25 protein-coding genes are annotated in these 25,320 nt (G+C 71.2%); 14 read left to right on the top strand and 11 right to left on the bottom strand.

Annotation, left to right across the window (positions count from 1 at the left end; genetic code table 11):
• The first annotated feature begins 177 nt into the window (after positions 1 to 177).
• The gene (locus tag C7H73_RS02135; protein ID WP_106845153.1) at positions 178 to 1,215 is read left to right on the top strand and encodes a homocysteine S-methyltransferase family protein; all 1,038 of its coding nucleotides are present in this window, start codon (positions 178 to 180) and stop codon (positions 1,213 to 1,215) included.
• A gap of 145 nt (positions 1,216 to 1,360) precedes the next feature.
• Here C7H73_RS02135 and C7H73_RS02130 read toward each other — a convergent pair whose 3' ends face one another.
• Positions 1,361 to 3,196, bottom strand: coding sequence for an ATP-binding response regulator (locus C7H73_RS02130; RefSeq protein WP_106845152.1), 1,836 nt, complete (start codon positions 3,194 to 3,196; stop codon positions 1,361 to 1,363).
• Positions 3,183 to 3,830 (bottom strand): response regulator transcription factor, encoded by a 648-nt coding sequence (locus C7H73_RS15635; RefSeq protein ID WP_227001477.1) that lies wholly within the window; start codon positions 3,828 to 3,830, stop codon positions 3,183 to 3,185. Before C7H73_RS15635 ends, C7H73_RS02130 begins: the two co-directional genes overlap by 14 nt.
• Before the next feature lie 289 nt (positions 3,831 to 4,119).
• Between C7H73_RS15635 and C7H73_RS02120 the strand changes: the two genes are divergently transcribed.
• From C7H73_RS02120 to C7H73_RS15455, 3 genes are all read left to right on the top strand, one after another.
• On the top strand, positions 4,120 to 5,088 hold the full coding sequence (locus C7H73_RS02120) for a hypothetical protein (RefSeq protein ID WP_106845150.1): 969 nt from the start codon (positions 4,120 to 4,122) through the stop codon (positions 5,086 to 5,088).
• A 57-nt stretch (positions 5,089 to 5,145) separates the two neighbouring features.
• Entirely contained in the window at positions 5,146 to 6,495 is a 1,350-nt protein-coding gene (locus C7H73_RS02115; RefSeq protein WP_106845149.1) for a Yip1 family protein, read from the top strand.
• 89 nt (positions 6,496 to 6,584) lie between these two features.
• Positions 6,585 to 7,721 carry a hypothetical protein gene (locus C7H73_RS15455; protein WP_157948308.1) on the top strand — a complete coding sequence of 379 codons (1,137 nt, stop codon included), beginning with the start codon at positions 6,585 to 6,587 and terminating at the stop codon, positions 7,719 to 7,721.
• Between the two features lie 88 nt (positions 7,722 to 7,809).
• On the opposite strand, the gene C7H73_RS02105 is transcribed toward C7H73_RS15455, so the two are convergent.
• The gene (locus C7H73_RS02105; protein ID WP_106845148.1) at positions 7,810 to 8,511 is read right to left on the bottom strand and encodes a TetR/AcrR family transcriptional regulator; all 702 of its coding nucleotides are present in this window, start codon (positions 8,509 to 8,511) and stop codon (positions 7,810 to 7,812) included.
• A gap of 60 nt (positions 8,512 to 8,571) precedes the next feature.
• Here C7H73_RS02105 and C7H73_RS02100 point away from each other — a divergent pair, with 60 nt between their 5' ends.
• The 3 genes from C7H73_RS02100 (at position 8,572) to C7H73_RS15630 (ending at position 11,936) form a co-directional block, all read left to right on the top strand.
• Positions 8,572 to 10,233 carry an isovaleryl-CoA dehydrogenase gene (locus C7H73_RS02100; RefSeq protein WP_106847492.1) on the top strand — a complete coding sequence of 554 codons (1,662 nt, stop codon included), beginning with the start codon at positions 8,572 to 8,574 and terminating at the stop codon, positions 10,231 to 10,233.
• A gap of 110 nt (positions 10,234 to 10,343) precedes the next feature.
• A complete protein-coding gene (locus tag C7H73_RS02095; RefSeq protein WP_106845147.1) occupies positions 10,344 to 11,543 on the top strand; it encodes a threonine ammonia-lyase in 1,200 nt (399 codons plus the stop codon).
• A 231-nt stretch (positions 11,544 to 11,774) separates the two neighbouring features.
• Positions 11,775 to 11,936, top strand: coding sequence for a hypothetical protein (locus C7H73_RS15630; protein WP_170104805.1), 162 nt, complete (start codon positions 11,775 to 11,777; stop codon positions 11,934 to 11,936).
• A 56-nt stretch (positions 11,937 to 11,992) separates the two neighbouring features.
• On the opposite strand, the gene C7H73_RS02090 is transcribed toward C7H73_RS15630, so the two are convergent.
• On the bottom strand, positions 11,993 to 12,559 hold the full coding sequence (locus C7H73_RS02090; RefSeq protein ID WP_157948307.1) for a hypothetical protein: 567 nt from the start codon (positions 12,557 to 12,559) through the stop codon (positions 11,993 to 11,995).
• Between the two features lie 581 nt (positions 12,560 to 13,140).
• Here C7H73_RS02090 and C7H73_RS02085 point away from each other — a divergent pair.
• Both C7H73_RS02085 and C7H73_RS02080 read left to right on the top strand, forming a co-directional pair.
• On the top strand, positions 13,141 to 15,033 hold the full coding sequence (locus C7H73_RS02085; protein ID WP_106845145.1) for a phosphoenolpyruvate carboxykinase (GTP): 1,893 nt from the start codon (positions 13,141 to 13,143) through the stop codon (positions 15,031 to 15,033).
• A gap of 115 nt (positions 15,034 to 15,148) precedes the next feature.
• Entirely contained in the window at positions 15,149 to 15,880 is a 732-nt protein-coding gene (locus C7H73_RS02080) for a hypothetical protein (protein WP_106845144.1), read from the top strand.
• 174 nt (positions 15,881 to 16,054) lie between these two features.
• Here the strand turns inward: C7H73_RS02080 and C7H73_RS02075 are convergent, their stop codons facing one another.
• On the bottom strand, positions 16,055 to 16,498 hold the full coding sequence (locus C7H73_RS02075) for a hypothetical protein (RefSeq protein WP_106845143.1): 444 nt from the start codon (positions 16,496 to 16,498) through the stop codon (positions 16,055 to 16,057).
• A gap of 112 nt (positions 16,499 to 16,610) precedes the next feature.
• Here C7H73_RS02075 and C7H73_RS02070 point away from each other — a divergent pair, with 112 nt between their 5' ends.
• From C7H73_RS02070 to C7H73_RS02060, 3 genes are all read left to right on the top strand, one after another.
• Complete coding sequence (locus tag C7H73_RS02070) at positions 16,611 to 17,618, top strand: LysR family transcriptional regulator (protein ID WP_106845142.1); 1,008 nt, start codon at positions 16,611 to 16,613, stop codon at positions 17,616 to 17,618.
• Positions 17,615 to 18,457 carry a metallophosphoesterase gene (locus C7H73_RS02065; RefSeq protein WP_106845141.1) on the top strand — a complete coding sequence of 281 codons (843 nt, stop codon included), beginning with the start codon at positions 17,615 to 17,617 and terminating at the stop codon, positions 18,455 to 18,457. Before C7H73_RS02070 ends, C7H73_RS02065 begins: the two co-directional genes overlap by 4 nt.
• A gap of 61 nt (positions 18,458 to 18,518) precedes the next feature.
• The gene (locus C7H73_RS02060) at positions 18,519 to 18,941 is read left to right on the top strand and encodes a universal stress protein (protein WP_106845140.1); all 423 of its coding nucleotides are present in this window, start codon (positions 18,519 to 18,521) and stop codon (positions 18,939 to 18,941) included.
• Between the two features lie 15 nt (positions 18,942 to 18,956).
• Here the strand turns inward: C7H73_RS02060 and C7H73_RS02055 are convergent, their stop codons facing one another.
• Positions 18,957 to 19,586: a TetR/AcrR family transcriptional regulator gene (locus C7H73_RS02055; protein WP_170104804.1), complete on the bottom strand. Its 630-nt coding sequence runs from the start codon at positions 19,584 to 19,586 to the stop codon at positions 18,957 to 18,959.
• An 87-nt stretch (positions 19,587 to 19,673) separates the two neighbouring features.
• The gene (locus C7H73_RS02050) at positions 19,674 to 20,609 is read right to left on the bottom strand and encodes a LysR family transcriptional regulator ArgP (protein WP_106845139.1); all 936 of its coding nucleotides are present in this window, start codon (positions 20,607 to 20,609) and stop codon (positions 19,674 to 19,676) included.
• An 87-nt stretch (positions 20,610 to 20,696) separates the two neighbouring features.
• On the opposite strand from C7H73_RS02050, the gene C7H73_RS02045 reads away from it, so the two are divergent.
• Together C7H73_RS02045 and C7H73_RS02040 are read left to right on the top strand one after the other, a co-directional pair.
• Positions 20,697 to 22,037, top strand: coding sequence for a D-amino acid dehydrogenase (locus tag C7H73_RS02045; protein ID WP_106845138.1), 1,341 nt, complete (start codon positions 20,697 to 20,699; stop codon positions 22,035 to 22,037).
• A 49-nt stretch (positions 22,038 to 22,086) separates the two neighbouring features.
• A complete protein-coding gene (locus tag C7H73_RS02040; RefSeq protein ID WP_227001388.1) occupies positions 22,087 to 22,647 on the top strand; it encodes a flavin reductase family protein in 561 nt (186 codons plus the stop codon).
• 11 nt (positions 22,648 to 22,658) lie between these two features.
• On the opposite strand, the gene minE is transcribed toward C7H73_RS02040, so the two are convergent.
• From minE to pssA, 4 genes are all read right to left on the bottom strand, one after another.
• Complete coding sequence (gene minE, locus C7H73_RS02035) at positions 22,659 to 22,922, bottom strand: cell division topological specificity factor MinE (protein ID WP_106845136.1); 264 nt, start codon at positions 22,920 to 22,922, stop codon at positions 22,659 to 22,661.
• A gap of 6 nt (positions 22,923 to 22,928) precedes the next feature.
• Positions 22,929 to 23,744, bottom strand: coding sequence for a septum site-determining protein MinD (gene minD, locus C7H73_RS02030; RefSeq protein ID WP_106847491.1), 816 nt, complete (start codon positions 23,742 to 23,744; stop codon positions 22,929 to 22,931).
• A 53-nt stretch (positions 23,745 to 23,797) separates the two neighbouring features.
• Entirely contained in the window at positions 23,798 to 24,544 is a 747-nt protein-coding gene (gene minC, locus C7H73_RS02025; protein WP_106845135.1) for a septum site-determining protein MinC, read from the bottom strand.
• Between the two features lie 101 nt (positions 24,545 to 24,645).
• The gene (gene pssA, locus C7H73_RS02020) at positions 24,646 to 25,242 is read right to left on the bottom strand and encodes a CDP-diacylglycerol--serine O-phosphatidyltransferase (protein WP_193483935.1); all 597 of its coding nucleotides are present in this window, start codon (positions 25,240 to 25,242) and stop codon (positions 24,646 to 24,648) included.
• Positions 25,243 to 25,320 lie beyond the last annotated feature (78 nt).

Here is a 25,320-nt window from a genome sequence, read left to right as displayed (position 1 = left end):
TCTCCTCGTGTTGCAGATGGAAGAAGCGAGCGATGCGCGCAGCCGCAGCGGCCGGCGCGCCCACTCTATCGGCGCACCCCGCTGCGCCGCCGTTCCCAGACGTAACCGCCGCCGCCGTGGCGGCCTTTACCCCTGCAAAAAGCGCTGGGCGCCCGGCCTTCCTAAAATGCTGGCCCCATGAGCCAGCTACCCCCCTACACCCGCGCCCGGCAACTGCCTGCCATCCTGCGCCAGCGCATCGCCATCCTCGACGGTGCCATGGGCACCATGATCCAGCGCTTCAAGCTCAGCGAGGCCCAGTACCGCGGCGAGCGCTTCAAGGACTTCCCGCGCGACGTGAAGGGCAACAACGAGCTGCTCTCGCTCACCCGGCCGGACGTGATCCGCGACATCCATGAGGGCTATCTCGCCGCCGGCGCCGACCTGGTCGAGACCAACACCTTCGGCGCCACCTCCATCGCCCAGGACGACTACGGCATGGGCGAGCTCGCCTACGAGATGAACCTGGAGAGCGCCAAGCTGGCCCGCGCCGCGTGCGACAAATTCAGCACGCCGGACAAGCCGCGCTTCGTCGCCGGCGCCCTGGGCCCGACGCCCAAGACCGCCAGCATCAGCCCGGACGTGAACGACCCTGGCGCGCGCAACGTGAGCTTCGAGCAGCTGCGCGCCGCCTACCACGAGCAGACGCGCGGCCTGATCGAGGGCGGCGCCGACGTCATCCTGGTGGAGACCATCTTCGACACGCTCAACGCCAAGGCGGCGCTGTTTGCCGTGGACGAGGTCTTCGAGGCCACCGGCGAGTGCCTGCCCATCATGATCAGCGGCACGGTGACGGACGCGTCCGGGCGCATCCTCTCCGGCCAGACGGTGACGGCCTTCTGGCACAGCGTGCGCCACGCCAACCCCCTGTCCATCGGCCTGAACTGCGCCCTGGGCGCGGCGCTGATGCGCCCCTACATTCAGGAACTGAACCGCGTGGCGCCGGACACCTTCATCAGCTGCTACCCCAACGCCGGCCTGCCCAACCCGATGAGCGACACGGGTTTTGACGAGACGCCCGAGGTCACCAGCCGCCTGGTGCACGAGTTCGCCGCCGAGGGGCTGGTCAACATCCTGGGCGGCTGCTGCGGCACCACGCCGGACCACATCGGCGCCATTGCCCGGGCCGTGGCGCCGGTGGGCACGCGCAAATTGTTCCAGCCGGCAGCGGCCTGAGCCCCACGGCGGCGCGCCGCCGCTGCAGCTATTAAAAACATAGCTTCTTGCGCTTGCTCCACAAGCGCTAGAGGCACTTTTCATGTAAATCTGCACAGCTGCACCGTGGCGGCGGCCGCGCGCCTGCCCGGCTCGGCGCCGGCCGTCAGGGTGTGCCGACAGCTGCGTGGCCCAGCCGGCTGGCCAGCAGCGCGCGCAGGCGTAGCGGCCGCACGGGCTTGCGCAGCAGCACGAAGGCGGCGTCCTGCGCGCGCAGCGTCTCGATGTTCTCCCCGGTGACCAGCGCGCCCAGCTTCAGCGCCGGGTGGCGCCGCAGCGCCTCGCGCAGCACGGCCAAGCCATCGCGCGGGCCCGGCAGGCGCCAGTCGCACAGCACCGCATCCGGCGCGGGGCCGGCCAGCGCCTCTTCGGCCTGCGCGGCGTCGCGTGCCGTCACCACGTCCAGCCCCCAGCCGCGCAGCAGCAGGGCCAGCGCATCGCGCGCCGCCGCGTTGTCCTCCACCACCAGCACACGGCCGTGCAGCGGCGCGGTGATCGCCGCGCGCGCCGGGGCGCCGGCCTGGCTGTCCGCCAGGGGCTGGGCGCGCGGCAGCTGCAGGGCGAAGCACGAACCCCGCCCGACGTGCGAGTGCAGCGTGGTGCGGTGCCCGAGCAGCGCCGCCACGCGCTGCACGGTGGCCAGCCCCAGGCCGCTGCCCTGCTCGGGGTCGCGCTCGGGGTTGTCCAGCTGCACGAACTCCTCGAACACCGCCTCGCGCTCGGCCTGTGCGATGCCGATGCCGGTGTCGAACACGCACACGCGCCAGTCCGCGCCGCCGGCGGCCCGCACGCCCAGCAGGACGCCGCCCGCGCTGGTGTAGCGGATGGCATTGGCCAGCAAGTTGGCCAGCGCCCGTTCGAGCAGCGCGGGGTCGCTCAGCGCCCAGGCAGCGGTGGGATGTACGCGCAGCTGCAAGCCCTTGAGCCGGGCGGCCGCCTGGTACATGCTGGCCAGGCGGTCCAGCAGCGGCTGCAGCGCGATCGGCCGGGGCGCGCACTCCAGCTGGCCCGCGTCCAGCTGCGACAGCTCCAGCAGCTCGGCCAGCAGCCGGTCGAGCGCGCCCATGCACTGGTCCATGCGCGCCAGCGTGTCCACGTCGTCGCAGCGCCCCTCGAGCACGCTCAGGTACAGGCCCAGCGCCTGCAGCGGCTGGCGCAGGTCGTGGCTGGCGGCGGCGAAAAAGCGTGTCTTGGCCATGTGCGCGGCCTCCGCCTGGGCGCGGCGGCGGTCGAGCTCGCGCAGCAGGTCCTCGTTGCGCAGCCGGGTGCGCATGTCGTTGTGCAGCGTCTGCGCAAAGCGCAGGCCCGCCAGTCCCAGTACCAGCCACAAAAACAGCGCAAAGACGGCGCCCACCCGGTGGTCGGCCGCGCCGGAGAGGGCCAGCTGCACGGCCATGCCGAGCAGCAGCGGGCTGATGGTGGCCCACATCACCGGAGGCCAGCTGCAGAACTGCGCGGTGGCCCCGGCCGCGAGGATGGTCACCAACGCCAGCAGGTACGACACCAGCTCCTGCGTGCCGATGGCGATGACGAAGTGGCACCACAACGCGATCACCCCGCCCGACAGCCAGACGCGCCACGCCAGGCCGCGCGCCCAGCGGCGCGGTGCATCGTCGCGGCGTGCGCGCTCGCGCGCCATGCGGCGCAGGAACCGCACTCGCTCGAGGCTGATGAGCACCAGCGCCAGCGCCGGGCCGAGCGCGCGCGCCACGCCGATGTGCGGCAGCGTCAGCCACAGCACCAGCGCCGGCCCGACCAGGGCGGAGGTCACCAGCACCTCGCGCATGCCGCCCTGCAGCAAGTCGAGCATGCGCCGCTCCAGACGCAGGCGCTGCGCCGCGTCGTGCACCTGCGCGAACGTGTCCTCGGCGGTGAGCATCAGCCGCTGGCGCACGGCGGCGGCGCGGCTGGACGGCGCGGGCGCGGCCTCAGCGCGCGCCATGCAGGGCGGCCCGCGCCGCCAGCACTGCCTGCACCCGGCCGGCCACGTCCATGCGCGCGAAGATCGCCTCCAGGTGGTTCTTGACCGTGGCCGGCGAGATCGCCAGCGCCCGCGCGATCTCCTTGTTGCTCGCGCCCGTGGCCAGTTCGCGCAGTACCTGCAGCTGGCGGTCCGTCAGGCCGAAGGACGCGAACGCGGCGTCTTCGCCCGCCTGCCGCGGACCGGGCAGGTGCGCGTCGAACACCGTCTCGCCGGCCGCCAGCCGGCGCAGGCAGGCTAGCAGCGCCGGCGCTTCCAGCGTCTTGGCCAGGCAGGCCAGCAGGCCGGCGTCGCGCGCGCGCCGCGGCAGCGCCGGGTCGTCCAGCCCGGTGATCAGGCCGATGCCCACCTGCGGGTGCAGCTGGCGCAGGTGCGCCGCGCAGCGCAGGCCGTCGGTGCCCGGCAGGTGATAGTCCAGCAGCACCAGGTCGAAGCCGTCTTCGCTGGCCGACAGCTCGCGCAGCGCCTCGTCCAGTGTGCCCACGGTGCATACGCGCAGTGCCGGCACCCGGTGCTGCAGCGCCGCCGCCAGGCCGTCGCGGAACAGGGGATGGTCGTCGACCAGCAGCACGCCGAAACCCTCCAGCACCTCCACCTCGTTCAACCGCGTCCTCCTTTGTCTTTTCTTGCAGCGCGCCTGGCGCACCTGCGCGGGCCAGCATAGCCCAGTGCCTTGGGCGCCCGGCATGGGCCGAACGGCCCATGGCCGTGCCGGGGGCGCGCGGGCACAGTCCAGGGCACCGATGGCGCAGCCGAAGCGGCCCCTGCCGCCGGTGGCGCGCCCCGTGCGGCGCCGGCCACGCCCTTTGCGCGACACGCGCCCCGAGCTTGCGGGCGCTGCGCCCCACCTCCAGTTCTGCCACCCCTTTGACGGGACCGCCGCCATGCCCCAGCCACCGCTTTTCCTGATCCTGGCCACCTGTCTGGCGCTGGCGGCACCTGCCGCCTCGGCCACGACGGCCGAGGCCGAGACCGGCCGGTTCATGCAGGCGCGCGGCTATGCGCCGCAAGACCTGGAGGCCGCCGAAGCCCGCCTGGGCCAGCACTTCGCCGCGCACCAGCGCGGCGCCGCCTCGCCAGGCGCCGAGGTGACGCCGGTGGAAAAGGCCCTGCTGCTGCTGGAGCTGATGGAGCCTGCCCTGCCGCGCACGCGCACCGTCGTGCGCTACGGCCTGGTGCACGAGGACCCGCAGGCCGACCGCTTCACGCCCTACGCCTTTGTCACCGTCGAGCGCTACAACCTGGGGCCGGCGCTGCGCCACCAGCTCGTGCAGGAGCATGGCGCCGCCCACGTCGCGCCTGCTCGCGAATTTGGCACCGGCCCGCACGTTGCCTGGCGCTTCGTCAGCCGGCCCGTGATGGGCACGCGCGCCGGCCTGCTGGAGCTGGCACGGCGCGAGATCACCCCGGCCGAGGCCGCACGCACCGACTGCGATGGGCGGCCCTGCCTGTCGCTCGACCAGCCCATGGACGCGCTGCGCCCGTGGCGCAAGGCGTCGGCGCCGCCCAGCTTCCAGTCGCCCTTCAATGCGCAGGGCGCTGGCGGCGTGGCGAGCCCGGCACGCGCCGCGGCCGAGTTGCTGGCCGCCGCCGGGCTAGCCGGCGTCGAGACCGACCTGCAGGGGCGCAGGCCGCAGCTGCAGGCGCACGAGCCCGAGCGCCCGGCCGCCGCACGCGGCAGCCAGCCCTACCTGTTCGTCACCCTCGACCGCAATCTGGCGCAGGAAGAAGGCTCCGACGCGGTGCTGCACCAGAGCCTGCTCAATGACGACGCCGCCCGCCAGACGTGGCACCGGCGCGTGCAGTCCCCCGCAGGGGTGCACTTCATGCGCAGCACGCAGCCGCGCCGCTGAGCTGCCACGCCGGCACGGCACCTGCCCCACCGCCCCCTCTGAAGGAGTACCGCCGTCATGAACACCGCCGTGCCACTGGACGCACAAAGCCGCCGGGCCCTGCTGCAACGCATCTCGGACATCCTGCTGCGCCCGGCGCCGACCTGGCTGCGCATCGATGCCGAGGGCACCAGCGCCGCGCAGCTGTACAAGAACTACCTCATCTATCTGGCTGCCATCCCGGCGCTGGCTTCCTTCATCGGCATGAGCCTGGTGGGTGTGGGCGCCTTCGGCATGCGCCTGCGCGTGCCGATCGCCGCGGGGCTGGTGAACCTGCTCGTCGGCTACGTGCTGACGCTGGTGATGGTGTACGTGATGGCGCTGATCGCCAACGCGCTTGCCCCCCGCTTCCAGGGCCGCCGGGACATGCCCAGCGCGCTCAAGCTGGTCGCCTACGGCGCCACTGCGGGCCTGCTGGCGGGCGCGCTGGGCATCGTGCCGGCGCTGGGCATGCTGGCCGCCGTGGGCGGGCTCTACAGCATCTACCTGATCTACCTGGGCGCGCCGGTGCTGATGAAAGTGCCGCGCGAACGTGCGGTGGCCTACACCGCCGTGCTGCTGCTGTGCGGGGCGGTGGCCGGGATGCTGGTGGGCTGGCTCACTGCCCTGGCCACGCCGGGCGCGGGTCTGGGCCAGCGCGGCGCGGCCACGCTGCGCCTGCCCGGCACCGACATCCGCATCGACGCCCACAGCGTCGGCCAGGCCTCGCGCCGGCTGCAGGAAGCGCAGCGCGAGGGCGACGGCGGCGCCGCCACGCGCGCGGCGACCGACGCCATCGGCGCCATGCTGGGCGCCAGGATCGACACGGGCCAGATGGACCAGGCCAGCCGCCAGCTGGAGCAGGCGCGTGCGCGCGGCGACAGCGAAGCCGCCGCCGAGGCGGCCGGCAGCATGGTCAGCGCGGCGCTCGGCGGCAAGGGCCTGCCGCCGTTGAGCGCGCAGCAGTTGCGGGCAGTGACGCCCGAGCAGTTCGCCGGCCTGCCGCGCACCGCCATCAAGGCCGAGACCAACAACGTGATGGGCATGGCCTTCACCCAGGTCGATGCCCGCTACAGCCAGCAGCGCCAGCAGGTGCAGCTGCGCCTGAAGGACCTGGGCGCCGCGCCGGCGCTGGCGATGGGCATGGCCTCCTGGGCCAGCAGCACCTCCGAGAGCGAGGACGAGCGCGAGATCGAGCGCAGCTACAAAAAGGCCGGCGTGGCCTTTCGCGAGAAGTACCGCAAGGACGGCAGCCGCTCCGAGCTGTCGATCCTGCTGCCCACCCGCGTGGTGCTGGAAGCCAGCGGCAGCCTGCCCATCGACGAGCTCAAACAGGCGCTGCAGCCGGTTGTTCAGCAGACCACCGCGCTGGCGCGCCCGCCTGCGTGAGCGGCACCCGCGCAGGCGCTTGCCGCCGCGCCGGGCCTGTGCGCCGGCACTTTCCTTTTCCTTCACCGACTTCCAACGAGGGCCTCGCCATGACACTTCCCCGATCGCATCCGTTCACCCTTTCGCCCCTGCGCGCCGCGGCCCTCGGCCTGGCGCCGCTGCTGCTGGCTGCCTGCGGCGGCGGCTCGGACAGCGACGCCACGCCGCGCTACCTCGTCGGCGGCCAGGTCGCCGGGCTGCAGCAGGGCACGCTGGTGCTGCACAACAACGGTGGCGACGCCCTGCGCATCGCAGCCGGGAGCACCGACTTTTCCTTCCCCACGCTGCTCGAGGCCGGCCAGCCCTACGCGGTGACCGTAGCGAGCCAGCCAGCAGGCCAGAGCTGCGCGGTCACGTCCGGCAACGGCGTGGTGCAGGGCGACGTGCGGGACGTGCGAGTGCAGTGCGCGCCCGCGGGCGACCCTGCCCCGGACCCCGCTCCTGGCGACGGCAGCGGTGCGGGCGCGGGCGCCGCGAGCGCGTGCTTCAATGCCAAGCTGTTCTCCCCCGGGACCCGCTACCGCTGGCATATGCGGGGCGAGGTCCAGGAAGCGGGCGTGACCACCCACGCCTCCATGGTGCAGGTGATGGCGGTGCGCGGGGGTGCCTCCTTCGCAGGCGCATCCGGCCTGGTGGCTGACAGCGGCGAGATGACGATCACGTCGTCTGCCGGCGCCATGAAAGCCCAGATCACCCACTACCACCGGCAGGAGAACTCGCCCGCCGGGCCGGTGGTGCTGAGCTACGGCAGCGAGCTGGACATGCAGATGAGCAACGGCATGGGCACGCGGGTGCAGACCATATTCAACCCGCCGTCCGAGCTGCGCAAGTACACCCTGGCACCGGGCGGCAGCTACGCGCACAGCGCCACGGCGCGCATCACCGCGACGACGACCTTCGCCGGCCAGTCCTCGACCACCACCACGACCGACACTGACAGCTACACCCTCACCTACCTGGGGCACAAGAGCGTCACGGTGCCGGCCGGCACCTTCCAGGCCTGCCACTACCGCGTGGGCTATGCCGGAGAACCATCGCCCTGGGACGAGTACATCGCGGTGGGCAGCGGCCTGCCGCTGGTGATGGTGGGCGATGACGGCGACGGCGGGCGCGTGCGGATGGAGCTGCAGGCCGACTCCGAAGTGAACGGCGTGCCGGTGCGCGACTGGCACGCGGCGCCGCGCTGAGCCGGCAGGCCCTGCGCGCCCGGCCCACGGCCGGCGGCGGGGCCTTGAAATACAAAAACAATAGCTGCTCGCGCTTGCTGGACAAGCGCTAGTGGCTGTTTTCGCTTGAAATCGGCTGCCGTGCCAGCACTGCCGCGTAGGCCTGGGCGGCACGCTGGAGCTCTGCCCACAGCCGGTCCCGGTCGGGGCCAGCGCCGCCGCCAGCGCCGCCTCCTCCGCCTCGCGACAGCAAGGCCTGCGACACGCTGCCGTAGGTCATGCTGTGCAGCATGCGCGCAGCGCTGGCAGCGTCCAGCGGCGGGTCGGCCGCGCTGGCCAGCGCCACGCGCCACAGCTCCACCCAGGCCTCGTACTGGCGGGCAAAGGCGTCGCGCGTGGAGACCTGCCGCTCCAGCGCGAACAGCTGCGCCCACAGCGGCGCCTGCTGCAGCACGGGCGCCACCTGCGCGTGCAGCTGCCCGGCGACCACCTGCGCCAGCGGCAGACCGGCGCTGCCCCGCGCGGCCGCGCGTGCCTGCTGGGCCAGCGCCTTGACGTGCTGGTGCACCACGAGGGCCGCCAGCGCCTGCATGTTGCCGAAGTACTCATAAAACGTGCCTACGCCCACGCCGGCCACGGCAACCACCTCGCGCACGGTGGTTTTCTCATAGCCCACGTCCAGCAGAACCCGAACGAAGGCCTCTTGCAGCGCCTGCGAACTGGCCTGCGCGCGCGACTGGCGCGGCCTGCGGCGCATGGCGGGCTGGCTCTGTGCCTGCGCCGCTGCAACCCGAACACCCTTGGAGGCCATCGTTCCTAGACTCTTTCCATGATCGGACAAGCAAGCACGCAAGAAGAAGGAGGCATGCCCATGACGGACTGGCACACCCACGAGGTTTTCAACCAATACCCCGAGCTGACCGGCTACGACCTGCTGGCCACCGACCCGGCCCTGGGCGAGGCGCTGCAGCGCGCAGGCGCCGGCTGGGCCGGCGAGCAGCTGGGCGCCTACGCCCGGCAGCTGGGCCAGGTCGAGACCTACCAGCTGGCGGCAGACGCCAATCGGCACACGCCCGAGCTCGTCCGCTTCGACAGCCGCGGGCGGCGCATCGACCGGGTGGACTTCCACCCCAGCTGGCACGCGCTGATGGCAATGTACCGCGGGGAGGGGCTGGTCTCGCTGCCCTTCGAGGACACGCGCGCCGGCCGCTGGAGCGCCTGGGCCGCGGGTTTCTATCTGCACAGCCAGATCGAGCAGGGCGCCATGTGCCCGGCGACCATGACGCAGGCGTGCATTCCTCTCTTGCAAAAAGAGCCCGCCCTGTGGCAGCAGCTGGGCGCCAGGCTCTACAGTCACGCCTACGACCCGCGCGACGTTCCGGTGGCGGACAAGCAGAGCATCTGGATCGGCATGGGCATGACGGAAAAGCAGGGCGGCTCGGACGTGCGCGCCAACACCACCGTGGCCATGCCCGTGGCCGGCGGCGGTCGCGGCGGCGAATACCTGTTGCGCGGGCACAAGTGGTTCTTCTCGGCGCCCATGAGCGACGCGCACCTGGTGGTGGCGCGCACCGGCGAAGGCGGGCCGCTGGCGTGCTTTTACGTGCCGCGCTGGCGCCCGGACGGCAGCCAGAACGCCATCCACGTGCAGCGCCTCAAGGACAAGGTGGGCAACCGCAGCAACTCCAGCAGCGAGGTCGAGTTTCGGGATGCCTGGGGGCTGCTGATGGGCGAGGAAGGCCGCGGCATCCCGACCATCATCGAGATGGCGACCTACACGCGGCTCAATTGCGTGGCCGGCAGCGCCGCCATCCTGCGCCAGGCCACGGTGCAGGCCATCCACTACGCGCGCCAGCGCCACGCCTTCGGCAAGGCACTGGCCGACCAACCCCTGATGCGCGCCGTGCTGGCCGACCTGGCGCTGGAGAGCGAGGCCGCCCTGGCGCTGCTGATGCGCCTGGCGCGGGCCTTCGAGAACGACGCCGACCCGGCCGAGCGCGCCTGGAGCCGGCTGATGCTGCCGGCTGCCAAGTTCTGGGTCTGCAAGCGCGGCGTGGAGCTGACCGGCGAGGCCATGGAGGCACTGGGCGGCAACGGCTACGTGCTGGAGGGGGTGATGGGCCGGCTGTTCCTGGAGTCGCCCGTCAACTCGATTTGGGAGGGCTCGGGCAACGTCATGTGCCTGGATGTGCTGCGCGCCTTTGCGCGCGAGCCGCAGGCGGCGCAGGCGCTGCTGGCCGAGCTGGCGCCTGCCGCGCGCGGCGAGCCGCGCATCGCCGCCGCGCTGGCGCAGGTGCGGTCGCTGCTGGCCCTGGCGCCGGCAGAGCTGGAGGCACTGGGCCGGGTGCTGGTGCAGCAGCTGGTGCTGCTGGCCCAGGCCTGCCTGCTGCGCCAGAGCGCGCCGGCCTTCGTGGCCGATGCCTTCATCGCCACGCGCCTGGGCGATGCCGGCACCGGCGCACGCGTGGCGGGCGCCATCGACACGCGCGCCATGGACGTGCAGGCGCTCCTGCAGCGGGCCTTTCCGGCCTGAACGATTGCAAGCCAAAACAAGCCCAAAAGCCCACCAGTCAAGCGCTTGCAGCTATTGAAACAGGAGCACGGTGGCGCGTGCACCCGCCAGTGCATGCGCCACAATGCGCCATGCTTTGCCTCCAAGACATCCAGGACGCCGCCGCCCGCCTGCGCGGCCAGGTGCTCGACACGCCGTGCGTGGAGTCGCGCACGCTGTCGCAGATCGTGGGCGCGCAGGTGTTCCTGAAGTTCGAGAACCTGCAGTTCACCGCCTCCTTCAAGGAGCGCGGCGCCTGCAACCGGCTGGCCTTGCTGTCGCCTGAGGAGCGCACGCGCGGCGTGGTCGCCATGAGCGCCGGCAACCACGCCCAGGGCGTGGCCTACCACGCGCAGCGCCTGGGGCTGCGCGCCGTGATCGTCATGCCGCGCTTCACGCCCGGTGTGAAGGTGGAGCGCACGCGCGGCTTTGGCGCCGAGGTGGTGCTGCACGGCGACACGCTGGAAGAAGCCCGCGTGCACGCCTACCAGCTGGCCGGGCAGCAGCACCTGACCTTCATCCACCCCTACGACGACGAAGCCGTGGCCGCCGGCCAGGGCACGGTGGCGCTGGAGATGCTGGCCGAGCAGCCCGACCTGGACGCGCTGGTGGTCTCGGTCGGCGGCGGCGGCCTGCTGGCCGGCATGGCCACGGCGGCGCGGGCACTGAAACCCGGCCTGGAGATCGTCGGCGTGCAGGCGTCGCGCTTTCCGGCCATGGTCAACGCCGTGCAGGGCACGCAGCACGCCCAGGGCACCTCCACGATCGCCGAGGGCATCGCCGTGGGCCAGCCGGGCGAGATCACGCGCGAGGCTATTGCCCGCCTGGTGGACGACCTGCTGCTGGTCGAGGAAGGCGACATCGAGCAGGCCGTGCTGATGCTGCTGGAGATCGAAAAGACCCTGGTCGAGGGCGCGGGCGCCGCCGGTCTGGCCGCGCTGATCCGCCACGGCGCGCGCTTTGCCGGCAAGAAGGTGGGCCTGGTGCTGTCGGGCGGCAACATCGACCCGCTGCTCTTGGCCGCCATCATCGAGCGCGGCATGGTGCGCTCGGGCCGCCTGGCGCGCATCCGCGTGAGCGCGCGCGACGTGCCCGGCGTGCTGGCGCGCATCACCGCCACCGTGGCCGATGCCGGCGCCAACATCGAGGAGGTGCACCACCAGCGTGCCTTCACCATGCTGGCCGCGCAGAACGTGGAGATCGAGCTGGTGCTGCAAACGCGCGGGCGCGGGCACATCGAGCAGGTGCTGGCTGCCCTGCGCGCGGCCGACATGCAGGCCCAGGAGCGTTAGGAACGTGCCTGCGATCTCCGCGCGGGTGTGCAGCCAAGGCCCCGGGCGGCCTGATTCGCTGCAAATCCGCCCGATAGCACCCGCCAGCGCTGCGGTTTGCGCCTCGCAGCCCCTACTGATCCGCGTCCCGCACCCCTTCACGCGCAGATCGTGAGCACGTCCCAGGGCTCCGCTACACTGCCCCAAGCGCAACCCCCACATTCCCGCCCAAAAAACCAAGGAGACACGACCATGACGCACGATCCCACCCTTGCCCCCAACGCCGCCGACGTGGAAGCGGCCCAGGCCGTTGACGCCGTGGAGTCGGTCGTGCCGGTGATCCCCTTCGTGATTCCGGCCGTGGGCGCGGCCATGATCTTCCTGCTGGCCTTCATCGCCGTGTACGTCGGCTGAACGCCTGCCGGCTTCCTCGGCCAGCCCGGGCCCCGCAGCGCTGCGGGGCCTTTTTTTCAGCGCCTGGGCGGCTGCGAGCAGTCCACGCGGATGGGAGCGCGGACCACCAGACGGTCGCTGCCGTTGCGGGTGAAGACGGCGCCCTCCAGCGTCACCTGCTTGCCCTGCACCACCACGCGCGTGGCCGGCACCTGCAGGCTCGCGGCGGCGGCTGCGTTGGCCGACCACACCACTTCGGGCGTCTTTCTGGGCTGGTCCGTGCCGACGTTGATGCGCAGCTCCGGGCTGTGGCCCGGATCACTGTCTTCGTCTTCCACCGTGACATACACCGGCAGGCCATCGGGCGACTGGCCCGCGCCTTCGATGTTGTAGGAGACCGCACCGCTGTCGGCATCCCGCCCCACCGTGCACAGGCGTGGCTGAAACCAGAACAGTCCCTGATCGGTGTCGATCTGCACGCGCGACGCGTCCGAGGCTGTGGCAGCGGCCGGCGCGGGCTTGGCCGCCCGTGGCTCGGCCGGCACCGGTGCAGACACGGCCCCTGGGGGCGGCGCCTCGTCGCGCGAGCACCCCGCTACCAGCCACAGACTCACCACTGCGGCCATCCATCCCATCTTGTGCATCTTCCTGCTGCCCTTTCGCCAGGTGGAGCCGGGGCGCCGTGCCCCTGCGGCCGATCACCATAGCGGCATTTCCCGTTTTAAGCACCGATGTTCAACTCTTTAGCGATTTAAAGGCAGAAAGGCAACGATAAAGTGCATTTTGATAGATGGGAATGGAGGCACCCCGGTTCTGCGCAGGTTGGCTGCGCAGTCGGCGCGCTGTTTTTACGTGGCTCGCGCTGGGGCTGCGCCCGCTGCGGCTGACCGTGGATGACTCTGTCCTTGAAGGACGCGCTGGCGCAGACGCCTGGTGTGCGAAGGCGGAGGCTGGACCTCGTCGCCATGTTCTGAGCCGTACAGTTGTGCATATATGCATGCGCTTTTTGCATAGATTTGCACACCGTCCGACAGACACGATCTGGATCGCTTCCTAGAATCGATGGCCCTGCCGGCAGACACAAGCCCTTGCGCTTGACCGCCCAGGCGGGCCGAGTCGTTTTTTCAAAGGCAGTGGCGGCGGTGGCAGCGGCCGTGCCTGGGCGTCGCAGGCGCGGGGTCGCTTCCTTTGAAAAGATGGTTTTTCAACTCGCAGGAAGCTTCCCATGAACGCACCCACGATGCAGGACCTGGATCTCCAGGCCCCTGCCTATGTCAAAAACGCCAAGCTGATCGCCTGGGTGGCCGAGATGGCCGCGCTGTGCAAGCCCGCGCGCATCCACTGGTGCGACGGCAGCGCCCAGGAGTACGACCAGCTGTGCCAGCAGCTGGTGGATGCCGGCACCTTCAAGCGCCTGAACCCGGCCAAGCGTCCGAACAGCTACCTGGCCTGGTCCGACCCGTCCGACGTGGCCCGCGTGGAGGACCGCACCTTCATCTGCTCGCAGCACAAGGATGACGCCGGCCCCACCAACAACTGGATGGAGCCCGCCGAGATGCGAGGCGTGCTGCGCCCGCTGTTTGACGGCTGCATGCGCGGGCGCACCATGTACGTGGTGCCGTTCTCCATGGGCCCGCTGGGCAGCCCCATCGCCCACGTCGGCGTGGAGCTGTCCGACAGCGCCTATGTGGCCGTGAACATGAAGCTCATGACGCGCATGGGCCGCGCCGTGCACGACGTCATCGGCACGGACGGCGACTTCGTGCCCTGCATGCACACCGTGGGCGCGCCGCTGGCCGAGGGCCAGCAGGACGCGACCAGCTGGCCCTGCAACCCGGACACCAAGTACATCGTCCACTACCCCGAGACGCGCGAGATCTGGTCCTACGGCTCGGGCTACGGCGGCAACGCCCTGCTGGGCAAGAAGTGCCTGGCGCTGCGCATCGCCTCCACCATGGGCCGCGCGGCCGCGCAGGGGCCTTCCGGTAGCCCGGGCTGGCTGGCCGAGCACATGCTGATCCTGGGCGTGCAAAACCCCGAGGGGCGCAAGTACCACGTGGCCGCCGCCTTCCCCAGCGCCTGCGGCAAGACCAACTTCTCGATGCTGGTGCCGCCCCAGGCCTTCAGCGGCTGGAAGGTCACCACCATCGGCGACGACATCGCCTGGATCAAGCCCCAGGCCGACGGCAGCCTGCGCGCCATCAACCCCGAGGCCGGCTACTTCGGCGTGGCCCCCGGCACCAACATGCAGACCAACCCGAACTGCATGCTGAGCCTGAACCGTGACGTGATCTTCACCAACGTGGCGCTCACCGACGACGGCGACGTGTGGTGGGAAGGCATGGAAAAGGACACTGGCGCCCTGCCCGAGCACCTGATCGACTGGCAGGGCCGCGACTGGACGCCGGCCATCGCCCGCGAGACCGGCGCCAAGGCCGCCCACCCCAACGCCCGCTTCACCGTGGCCGCCACCAACAACCCGGCGCTGGACGAGGCCTGGGACGACCCGGCCGGCGTGAAGATCGACGCCCTCATCTTCGGCGGCCGCCGCTCCACCACCGTGCCGCTGGTGACCGAGGCGCGCAACTGGACGGAAGGCGTGTACATGGCCGCCACCATGGGCAGCGAGACCACGGCCGCCGCCTTCGGCAAGCAGGGCGTGGTGCGCCGCGACCCCTTCGCCATGCTGCCCTTCATCGGCTACAACATGAGCGACTACTTCGGCCACTGGCTGCAGCTGGGCGCCAAGATCGAGGAGCAGGGCGCGCCGCTGCCGCGCATCTTCACCACCAACTGGTTCCGCAAGGACGAGGCGGGCAAGTTCGTCTGGCCCGGCTACGGCGAGAACATGCGCGTGCTCAAGTGGATGATCGACCGCATCGAGGGCCAGGCCGCCGGCCAGGAGACACCCTTCGGCGTCGCCCCGCAATACGCCGAGATCAACTGGCAGGGCCTGGATTTCACGCCCGCCCAGTTCGACAGCGTCACCGGCATCGACCGCGCCGCCTGGGCCGAGGAGTTGCAGTCGCACGCCGAGCACTTCGACAAGCTGGCCCAGCGCCTGCCCGAGGCGCTGCGCACCACCCAGGCCGCGCTGCGCGAGCGCCTGGGCGCCTGACGCCCTGATGCGCTGACGCACCGGCCCGCAAGGCCTGCAAGGCCCCACGCCCCTGCCGCAGCAATGCAGCCGGGGCTTTTTTGCGCCGCCCGCCGTTGCAGGTAGGCTTGCCCGCATGCCCACGCGCCGCCCTGCCCTCGTTGCCGCCACCGCCGCCCTGCTGCTCGCTGCCTGCGGCGCGCCCGCGCCCACGCACCGCGGCGAAGTGCAGGGCGAGGGCGCCAGCGTGCAGGAATGGGGCCAGTCCGACATGAACCGCGTGGCCACGGTGGCCATGCGCGAGAACCTGCTGGCCCTGCACCGCCTGGCCGACAAGCTGTACCGCCGCAACCCCGCCGAATGGCGCCGCGGCGGCGCCGCCAGCCGCGAGCAGGCAGTGGCGCAGCTGCGCGCCGCCACCCTGCAGCGCAGCGGCTGGCCCGCGCTGGGCCCGCGCCGCGACATCGACGCGCTGGCGCTGGCCCTGTCGCCCGGCTACGAGGGCGACCGCGTGGCCGGCTTTCTCTACGCCGTGGCCGACATGCTGATCACCGCCCACGGCGGCAAGACCGAGTTCTATCTGCTCGACGGCCAGGACGCGCAGCACCTGTACAACGCCGCGCGCAACCTGGAGGCGGCCGTGTGGATGCTGGCCCAGCGCCGCGGCGCCGGCGGCACCCCGCTGCTGCTGGCCGACGAGATCAACGGCGCCGAGCGCAACCTGAGCTACGAGCGCGAGTTCGGCAAGATCATCGCCCGCGTGGACCTGCTGGCCCAGGTGACTACCGAGAAGTACCGCCGCGCCGTCATCGGCTATGCCCAGGGGCTGGCGGGCGGCACCTTCTTGCAGTTCCTGCCGGTGCGGTGAGCCCTGGCGCGCCGCCCAATGCACGACGCCCCGGCCGTATCGCTACGGCCGGGGCGTCGGGTCTGCTATGCAAACGGGAGCTGCTGGCGCTTGATTGGCAACGTTTTGAAGGTCAAATGGCCTGCAAAGGCTTGTCAGGCAAGCGCAAGCAGCTCACATTTTTGCAGCAGTCCCTCAGAAGCGATAGCGGCGCAGGTCTTCCACGGCGATGCCGTTCATGGCGCGGCTCAGATCGGCCATGAGGCGCGCGTCGTGCAGCGCGGCGTTCCAGGTGCGCTCGTCGTCCAGCGCGCGGCGGCGGGCGGCCGACCATTCGCGGGCGCCCTGGCGCAGCAGCACCACGGCGCGGCGCGCCGGTGCGGCCAGCAGCGCCAGCGAGGCAAACGCCACCAGCCACAGCACCATCCAGGCGGCCAGCAGGTGGCCGTCCGTCCAGGACTCGACCATCTGGGCGGCCACCACCATCAGCGCCGCGGCCACGGCCGCCAGCACCAGCGAGGACGCGCCGCGCAGGCCGCCGCGCCCCGAGTTGCCGCGCCGGGCGGCCACGTCGTACACGGGCACCACCAGCGGCTGGCCGGTGGCAGGGGCATTCAAGGGGGCGGTGGTGGGGGTCATTGCGTCTTTCCAGCTTCAACAGACGGCCAGCAGGGGGCCGATGACGCAATCCTAGGGTTTTCCCTAGATCTAGTCCACTTTATATCTTGAATCTAGACTATTCATCACCGTGATGAACCAGCCCCCCAATTTCCGCACGCTGGACCTGAACCTGCTGCGCGTCTTCGACGAGGTCATGGCCGAGCGCAACCTGACGCGCGCCGCCGACAAGCTGGCGCTGACCCAGCCGGCCGTCAGCAACGCGCTGCGCCGCCTGCGGCGTGCCCTGGGCGACGAGCTGCTGGTGCGCAGCGGCGCCGGCGTGGCGCCCACGCCGCGCGCGCTCAGCCTGTGGCCGGACGTGCGCCAGGCCCTGGCGCAGCTGCAGCAGGCGCTGGCGCCGGGCGAGTTCGAGCCGGCCAGCGCCCACACCAGCTTCGTGCTGGCCATGGCGGATGCCACCGGCGCCACGCTGATCCCGCCGCTGGTGGAGATCATGGAGCGCGAGGCCGCGGGCGTGTCGCTGCGTGTGGTGCCGCTGACCACGCGCGACCCGCGCCGGCTGCTGGAGGACGGCAGCGTGGATCTGGCCGTGGGCCACTTTCCCGCGGCCATCGCCGACCTGACGGCGCGCGCGCAAAGCGACCAGCCGGTGGCCTTCGCCAGCCAGCGGCTGTACGACGGCGAATACGTCTGCGTGATGCGCGCCGGCCACCCGCTGGCACGCGCACCGCTGAGCCTGGACGCCTACTGCGCCGCGCGCCATCTGCTGGTGAGCTTTTCCGGCAAGCCCTTTGGCTTCATCGACCAGGCGCTGGCCGGCCTGGGGCGCGAGCGGCGCATCGTGCTCACCGTCAACCAGTTCTTCACCGCCGGGCGCGTGGTGGCCACCAGCGACCTGCTCACCGTGCTGCCGCGCCACTTCGTCGGTGTGGCCAGCCTGGGCGGCGAGCTGCTGTGGTGCCCCCTGCCCATGGCCGTGCCCAGCGTGCACGTGGACGCGCTGTGGCACCGCCGCCGCCAGGCCGAGCCGGCGCACCGCTGGCTGCAGGCCACGCTGGCGCGCGCCGCCCGCCGCGCCGGCACGCCGCTGCCCTTTTCCGCCCCCCTGTCCATCCCCGACGACCCGGAGCCGACGTGAACATCCAATTGCTGTCCGACCTGCACCTGGAGACCCAGCCCCAGTTCGCCGCCAGCCCCGCGCAGGGCGCCGACCTGCTGGTGCTGGCCGGCGACGTCGGCTCCTACCAGCGCGGCTCGCGCCTGAAAGACGGCGACTTCGGCCTGGCGCGCTTTTCGCCGCTGCCGCAGTACGGCGGCTGGCCCACGCCGGTGCTGTTCGTGCCCGGCAACCACGAGTACGACGCCCTGGACTTCGACGCCACCCACGCGCGCCTGCGCGCCACCTGCGAGCGCCTGGGCCTGATCTGGCTGGAGCGCGATACCCTGGTGCTGGACGGCGTGCGCTTCGTCGGCACCACGCTGTGGAGCGACTTCGACGCCATCGCCGAGGCGCAGGGGCTGCAGGGCGAGGCGCGCGCGCGCCAGCGCACCAAGGCCTACCGCGCTGCCAACTATTACCTGGAAAAGGCCGGCGCCACGCGCGCCGGCCAGCCCTTCTTGGCCGAGGCCATGCGCGAGCAGGCCCTGGTCTGCCAGGACTGGCTGCGGCGCGCCCTGGGCGAGCCCTTTGCCGGGCCCACGGTGGTGGTCACGCACTTTGCGCCCAGCCTGCGCAGCGCCGACCCGCGCTACGGCCTGACCCCCGGCACGGCGGGTTTTTGCAACGCGCTGGACGCGCTGCTGCCCGGCGCCGACCTGTGGCTGCACGGCCACCTGCACGCGCCCAGCGACTATGTGGCCAGCGGCACGCGCGCCGACGGCACGCCCTGGCGCTGCCGGGTGGTGGCCAACCCGCTGGGCTATCGCGGCAAAGGCGAGCAGCGCACCTTCCAGCCGCACTGCGTGCTGACCGTATGATCCGCGGCGACGAGCGGCGCGCCCGGCGCTGCCCGTCCAGCCTATTGGGAGAAACAAGCACATGAACATCCTGCTCGCCGTGGACGGCAGTCCCTACACCAAGAAGATGCTGGCTTACCTGGCCGCGCACGACGAGCTGCTGGGCACGTCGCACACCTACACCGCCCTGACCGTGCAGCCCCAGCTGCCCCCGCGCGCCCGCGTGGCCCTGGGCAAGGAGGTGGTGGAGAAGTACTACCAGGAAGAGGCCGACAAGGTGCTGGCCACGGTGTCCAAGTTCCTGGCCCGCCACGGCGTGGAGGCGCGCGCCATGGTCAAGGTGGGCCCGGCCGGCGAGATGATTGCCAAGGTCGCCCAGTCGGGCAAGTTCGACCTGATCATCATGGGCACGCACGGCCACGGCGCCCTGGGCAAGCTGGTCATGGGCTCGGTCAGCACCCAGGTGCTGGCCAAGTGCAGCGTGCCGGTGCTGCTCGTCCCCTGAGGTTCTCGCCCGCGCTCAGCGCGGGCGCAGGCCGTCCAGGCAGGTCTGCACGGCCCAGTCGATGACCTGTTCCTCGCCATAGGCGCCGCACTCGCGCAGCAGGGCCACCATGGGCTCGGCGGTGCGCGCCAGCAGGGCGCACAGCAAGGCCTCGGCCGGCAGGTCGGTGCGCAGCTGGCCGGCGGCCTGGGCCGCCTCGATCCACCCCACCAGCGTGCTGCGCAGCGCCTGCTGCGCCTGCTGGTAAGCGTCGCAGCTGCGCAGCGCCTGCGCCAGCGCCGAATGGCGCGGCGCCAGCCACAGCGCCACCTCGTGGCCCAGCTGCCACTGCAGCTGCCAGCGCAGCAGCGCCTGCAGCTTGGCCGGCGCCGGCAGGGCCGGCTCCAGGGCCTGCACGAAGGCCTGCAGCTGCTGCATGCCGTGCGCCATGGCAGCAGCGCACAGGTCGTCCTTGCCGGCAAAGTGCTTGTACAGGCTGGCCTTGGCGATGCCCACGGCGGCGGCCACCTCGTCCACCGTCATGGTCTCGAAGCCCTTCTCGCACAGCAGGCGGCTGGCGGCCTCGACGATGGCGTCCTCGCGCGCGCGGTGCATCTGCGCCTTGAAGGACAGGCGGGGCGGCTGCGCGGTCTGGGGGGTGGTCATCGCGTCCGATGGTAGTGCCGCAGCGCCGCCGGCGGCCCAATGCCCGCAGAAGCCCCACGCGGCGCAACGCCATGGGCGCGCGCGCCGCTACTGCGCAGGTGGCGGCGCCAGCGGCTGCACCAGCGACTGCGCGGCGCCGGTGGTCAGCGCGTCGGCCAGCGCGTCCAGCACCTCGGACTGCAGGTTCCACGAGTGCCAGTACAGCTGCACCGCCACGAAATGCCCGGGCGCCAGGTCCAGCAGCTGGCCGTCCTCGATCCAGCTGCGCGCCAGCAGCTCGGGCACCACGCCCACGCCCCAGCCGGCGGCCACGGCGCGCACCTGGCCTTCGGAGCTGGGCACGAACACCCGGCTGACGGCGGCGCGCTTGAGGCCGAAGGTGCGCATGAGGAACTCGGCCTGCATGTCGTCCTTGCGGTTGAAGGAGACGAAGGGCACGTCGCGAAAGCTGTGCGCCGTCAGGCCCTGCGGCAGGTGGCGGGCGGCAAACGCCGGCGCCGCCACGGCCACGTAGTGCATGGCCCCCAGCGGCAGCACGCGGCAGCCGCGCAGCGCGGCCTTCAAGGTGGTCACGCAGCCCAGCACCTGGCCCGAGCGCAGCCATTCCTGCGTGAAGTCCTGGTCGTCGGCAATGATCTCCAGCGGCAGCCGATCGCGCACCAGGCCCGAGAGCGCGTCCAGCGCCCAGGTGGCGATGCTGTCGGCGTTGATGGCGATGGCGATGCGCTCGTCCTCGCGGGCGCCGCCGCGGGCGCTGGGCGCCAGCTCCTGCAGGTCGCGCTCCAGGTCGGCGCGCAGCAGGCGCAGCTGGCGCGTGTGCTTGAGCAGCAGCTGGCCGGCGTTGGTGGGCTTCAAAGGGCGGCTGCGCACGATGAGCACCGAGCCGACCTGCGCCTCCAGCGCGCGCAGGCGCTGCGAGACGGCAGACTGGGTGATGTGCAGGCGCTGGGCGGCGCGCTCGAAGCCGCCCTCCTCCACGATGGCGGCCAGGCATTCCAGGGCGGCGGGGTCGAACGTGCTCATGGCGGCGCATTATTAGCGCACCTGATGAATTTCGAAGAAGGTTAATCAGGCTTTTGTTTGCGCGGCCCTTCTCCGACACTGCGCGCCATGAACACCATCGTCCTTGGCGCCGGCATCATCGGCATTTCCACCGCCTGGCACCTGCGCGAGCGCGGACACGAGGTCACCGTGATCGACCGCCAGCCGGGCCCGGCGCTGGAGACCAGCTACGCCAATGCGGCGCAGATCTCGGTCAGCTACTGCGAGCCCTGGGCCAACCGGCAGGCGCCCTGGAAGGCGCTCAAGTGGATGTTCGATCACGAGGCGCCGCTGCTCTTTCGCCCGCAGCTGGACTGGGACCAGTGGCGCTGGGGCCTGAAGTTTCTGGCCCAGTGCAACGACGCGGCCTTTGCCCGCAACGTGCAGCAGATCGTGGCCCTGGGCGCCTACAGCCATGCGGCGCACAAGGAGCTGATCCGCGCCACCGGCATCGAATGCCACCGGCTGGAGCGCGGCATCGCCCACTTCTATACCGACCAGAAGTCGTTTGAGGAAGCCGGCGCCGCCGTGGAGCTGATGCGCCAGTACGGCGTGCAGCGCCGCCTGGTCAGCCGCGAGGAGCTGCTGGCCATCGAGCCAGCCTTCAGCGCCTACCGCGCGCACATCACCGGCGGCACCTTCACCAGCACCGACGAGAGCGCCGACGCGCGCGTGTTCACCGAGCAGCTGGCGCGCCTGGCCGAGGCGCGCGGCGTGCGCTTCCTGTATGGGCACGACGTGCAGGGCCTGCAACGCGACGGCGATGCTATTAAATCAGTAGCTGCTTGCGCACGCCAGGCGGGCGCTGGGGGCCAAAAAGACCAGATATTGCAGGCGGACGCCATCGTCGTCGCCTGCGGCAGCTACAGCGCGCCGCTGCTGCGCGGCGTGGGCGTGCACCTGCCCATCTACCCCGGCAAGGGTTACAGCGCCACCTTCCCCCTCCTCAGGCCCGAGGCCGCGCCCATGGTCTCGGCCATCGACGACGGCAAGAAGATCGCCATGAGCCGCCTGGGCAACCACCTGCGCGTGGCCGGCACTATCGAGCTGGCGGGCTTCGACCTGTCGCTGGACAGCCCGGTGGCGCGCGCGCGCTGCCACATGCTGTCGCGCCGCATCGAGGAGATCATGCCCGGCGTGTGCGACACGCGCACGCCCGAACAGGGCGGCAATCCGCAGTACTGGTGCGGCCTGCGCCCGGCCACGCCGACCAACATCCCCTTCATCGGCCGCACGCCGCTGCGCGGCCTGTGGGTCAACGCCGGCCACGGCACGCTGGGCTGGACGCACGGCGCAGGCTCCGGCAAGGCGCTGGCCGAACTCATCAGCGGCGAGCGCCCGGCCATGGACTTTCGCTTCCTGGGGGATGGCGCCGGCGCCCGGGCAAGCGGGCAGCTGCGCCTGGCCTGAACGGGTGGCGCAGCGGGGGCTGCGCGCTGGCGCCGATAATCCCCTTCCTGTGACCCGCCCTGCACCCTGCCCGGCGCCCGATGGGCAGCCTCCGCTTTCCCCCCGCCAGTTCCGCGATGCCCTGGGCATGTTCGCCACCGGCGTGACCATCGTGACCACCCGCGGCGCCGACGGCGTGCCCGTGGGGCTGACGGCCAGCTCGTTCAATTCGGTCTCGCTTGCGCCGCCGCTGGTGCTGTGGAGCCTGGCGCACAAGACCAGTTCGCACGACGTGTTCTTCGCCAGCGGCCACTACGCCATCCACGTGCTGGCCGTGGAGCAGCGCGCCCTGGCCGAGCGCTTTGCCACCCGCGGCGTGGACCGCTTCGCCGGCCTGCCCTGGAGCGAGGGGGCCGGCGGCGCGCCCCTCCTGCCGGGCGCGGCCGCGGTGTTCGAATGCGTCAACCGCAGCCAGTACACCGAGGGCGACCACACCATCTTCGTGGGCCAGGTGGAGCGCTGCAGCCACCGCGCGGGCGCCTCGCCCCTGCTCTACCACGGCGGCATGTTCTACACCGAGCACCCGCTGGGCAGCCTGTCGGCGCGCGCCGCGCGCCCGCTGCACAAGTAGCGCGCCGCCGGCTACTTGCCGGGTTCGGGCAGCTCGATCTTCACTTCCAGCACTTCCAGGTTGTCCTGGCGCTCGAAGTGCATCTTCAGGTCGCTGGAGTCGATCTTGACGTATTTGGAGATGACGGCCAGCAGCTCGCGCTGCAGCGCCGGCAGGTAGTCCGGCTGGGCGACGCCGCGCCCGCTGCGCTCGTGCGCCAGGATGATCTGCAGCCGCTCCTTGGCGACCGAGGCGGATTTTTTCTTCTCTCCGAGAAACAGCGATAGCAGGGACATGACGGCTTACCTCCCGCCGAAGATGCGCTTGAAGAAGCCGGGTTTTTGCGCCTCGGTGAAGCGCAGCGGGCGCTCTTCACCCAAAAAGCGTGCCACCACGTCCTTGTAGGCGTCGGAGACATCGGTGCCCGCCAGGTGCACGGCCGGCAGGCCCTGGTTGGAGGCCTGCAGCACCGCCTCGGACTCGGGGACCACGCCGATCAGCGGGATGCGCAGGATGTCCTGGATGTCCTCGATGCTGAGCATCTGCCCGTCCTGCACGCGCGTGGGGTTGTAGCGCGTGACCAGCAGCCGCTCGCGCACGCCTTCGCCGCCGTCGATGGCCCGTTGGGTCTTGCTGGCCAGCATCCCGAGGATGCGGTCGGAGTCGCGCACCGAGGACACCTCCGGGTTGGTCACCAGGATAGCCTCGTCGGCAAAGTGCATGGCGTACAGCGCGCCGCTTTCGATACCGGCGGGCGAGTCGCAGACGATGTACTCGAAACCCATCTCGGCCAGGTCCTTGAGCACCTTTTCCACCCCTTCCAGCGTCAGCGCGTCCTTGTCGCGCGTCTGGCTGGCGGCCAGGATGAACAGGTTGTCGCACTGCTTGTCCTTGATGAGGGCCTGGTGCAGGTTGGCCTCGCCCTGGATGACGTTGATGAAGTCATAGACCACGCGGCGCTCGCAGCCCATGATGAGGTCCAGGTTGCGCAGGCCCACGTCGAAGTCGATGACGGCGGTCTTGTGGCCGCTCAGGGCGAGGCCCGAGGCAAACGCGGCGCTGGTGGTGGTCTTGCCCACCCCTCCTTTGCCGGAGGTCACGACGACGATCTTGGCCATGTGTGCGGTTTCCTTGGGTTTTTCGTGCGGATGGGTGAATTCTTGGCAGGCCGTCACAGCGGCTCGATCAGCAGCTTCTCGCCCTCCAGGCGCACCTGGGCGGGCTTGCCGCGCACGCTGTCGGGCAGTTCGGTCTCCGTGGTGCGGTAGATGCCCGCCACGGACACCAGCTGCGGCTCCAGGCAGGTGCTGAAGATGCGGGCGCTGGTGTCGCCGCGCGCCCCGGCGATGGCCCGCCCGCGCAGCGGTGCATACACGTGCACGTTGCCGTCGGCGATGACCTCTGCGCCAAAGCTGACCATGGCCAGCACCACCAGGTCGGCGCCGCGGGCATAGACCTGCTGGCCCGAGCGCAGGGGCTTGTCCACCACCACGGCCCCGGGTCCGGGCTGGACGGCGGGCACGGCCTCCACCACCACGGCCGGCGCAGCCTCTTGTACAGGCGCGGCGGGCGTGGCCGCGGGCCGCGCCGCCTCGGGGGCAGCGATCAGGCCCAGCTCGTGGGCGGCCTGCATCTGGGCGCTACTGCCGCCGCGCACGGCTACCGGGCGCGCGTGATAGCGGCGCAGCTCGGCCACCAGCGCGGCGAAGTCGATGGGCGAGGGGTCGTCCTGGACGGCGCCCAGGTCGATCAGCACGGGGTCGTTGTCGAAGAACTCGGGCTCGTCCTGCAGCCGCGCCGCCAGTTCGGCGGCCAGCACCTGGGTGTCGGTGCTTTTGAGCACCACTGCCACCACGGGCAACTGTGCGCTTTTGAGGTCAATGCTGCTGCGGGCGTGGCCCGCGGGGTCGTCGGCCATGAAGAGAAAAGCCCGTGCGGGCGCTACTGCTCAAAGCCGCAAAGTGTACCGTGCGCCTTTGCGCCGGGCGCTGCGCGCATACCCGGGCTTGCAACCGCAAGCTACAGCTTGGGGATGCGGATGCGGCTGATCATCAGCGAGCCCGACAGGGCGAACAGCAGCACCAGCGGGTGCAGCGTGAAGCCGCCCAGGGTGAGCGCGCCCAGCCACAAGTCGCCCCGCACGGCCCCCACGGCGGCGGCCAGCGACAGCAAGCCCACCAGCACGATGGAGGTGGGAATCGGCGTGCCCTCGAAGTGCGTCACCTTGCCGGTGGCGCCGCCCGACAGCGCCTCGGCCGTGACGTTGTAGCGCGCCAGCCGCGAGACGCCGCAGGCCACGAAGTAGGCCAGCACGATGCGGTCATACAGCCCCTGCATGCCGCAGGCATAGGCCAGTACGGCCGGGGCCACGCCGAACGAGATCACGTCGGCCAGCGAGTCGAGCTCGCGCCCCATGTCCGAGGACTTGGCCCTCCAGCGCGCCACGCGCCCGTCCAGCACGTCAAAGATGAGCGCCGCCAGCACCAGCGCGGCGGCAAAGTGCACATGGCGCACTTCGTGGGTTTCCAGAAAGCTCATGGCGGCAAACAGCGCGCCTACGCCGCACACGGCGTTGCCCAGGGTGAACCAGTCGGCCAGCTGGAACTGGCGGATCATGGAAAAGTGTTTCGGGGGCGGGGGTGTTGCAGCCATGGCGCATTGTCCCGCCCGCCGCGGCGCGGCCGCTGTCGGACG

The sequence above is a fragment of the Pulveribacter suum genome (genome assembly GCF_003013695.1).
Classification (GTDB): domain Bacteria; phylum Pseudomonadota; class Gammaproteobacteria; order Burkholderiales; family Burkholderiaceae_C; genus Melaminivora; species Melaminivora suum.
Note: the sequence above shows the minus strand (reverse complement) of the source record. Positions and strands in the feature narration are given on the sequence as shown.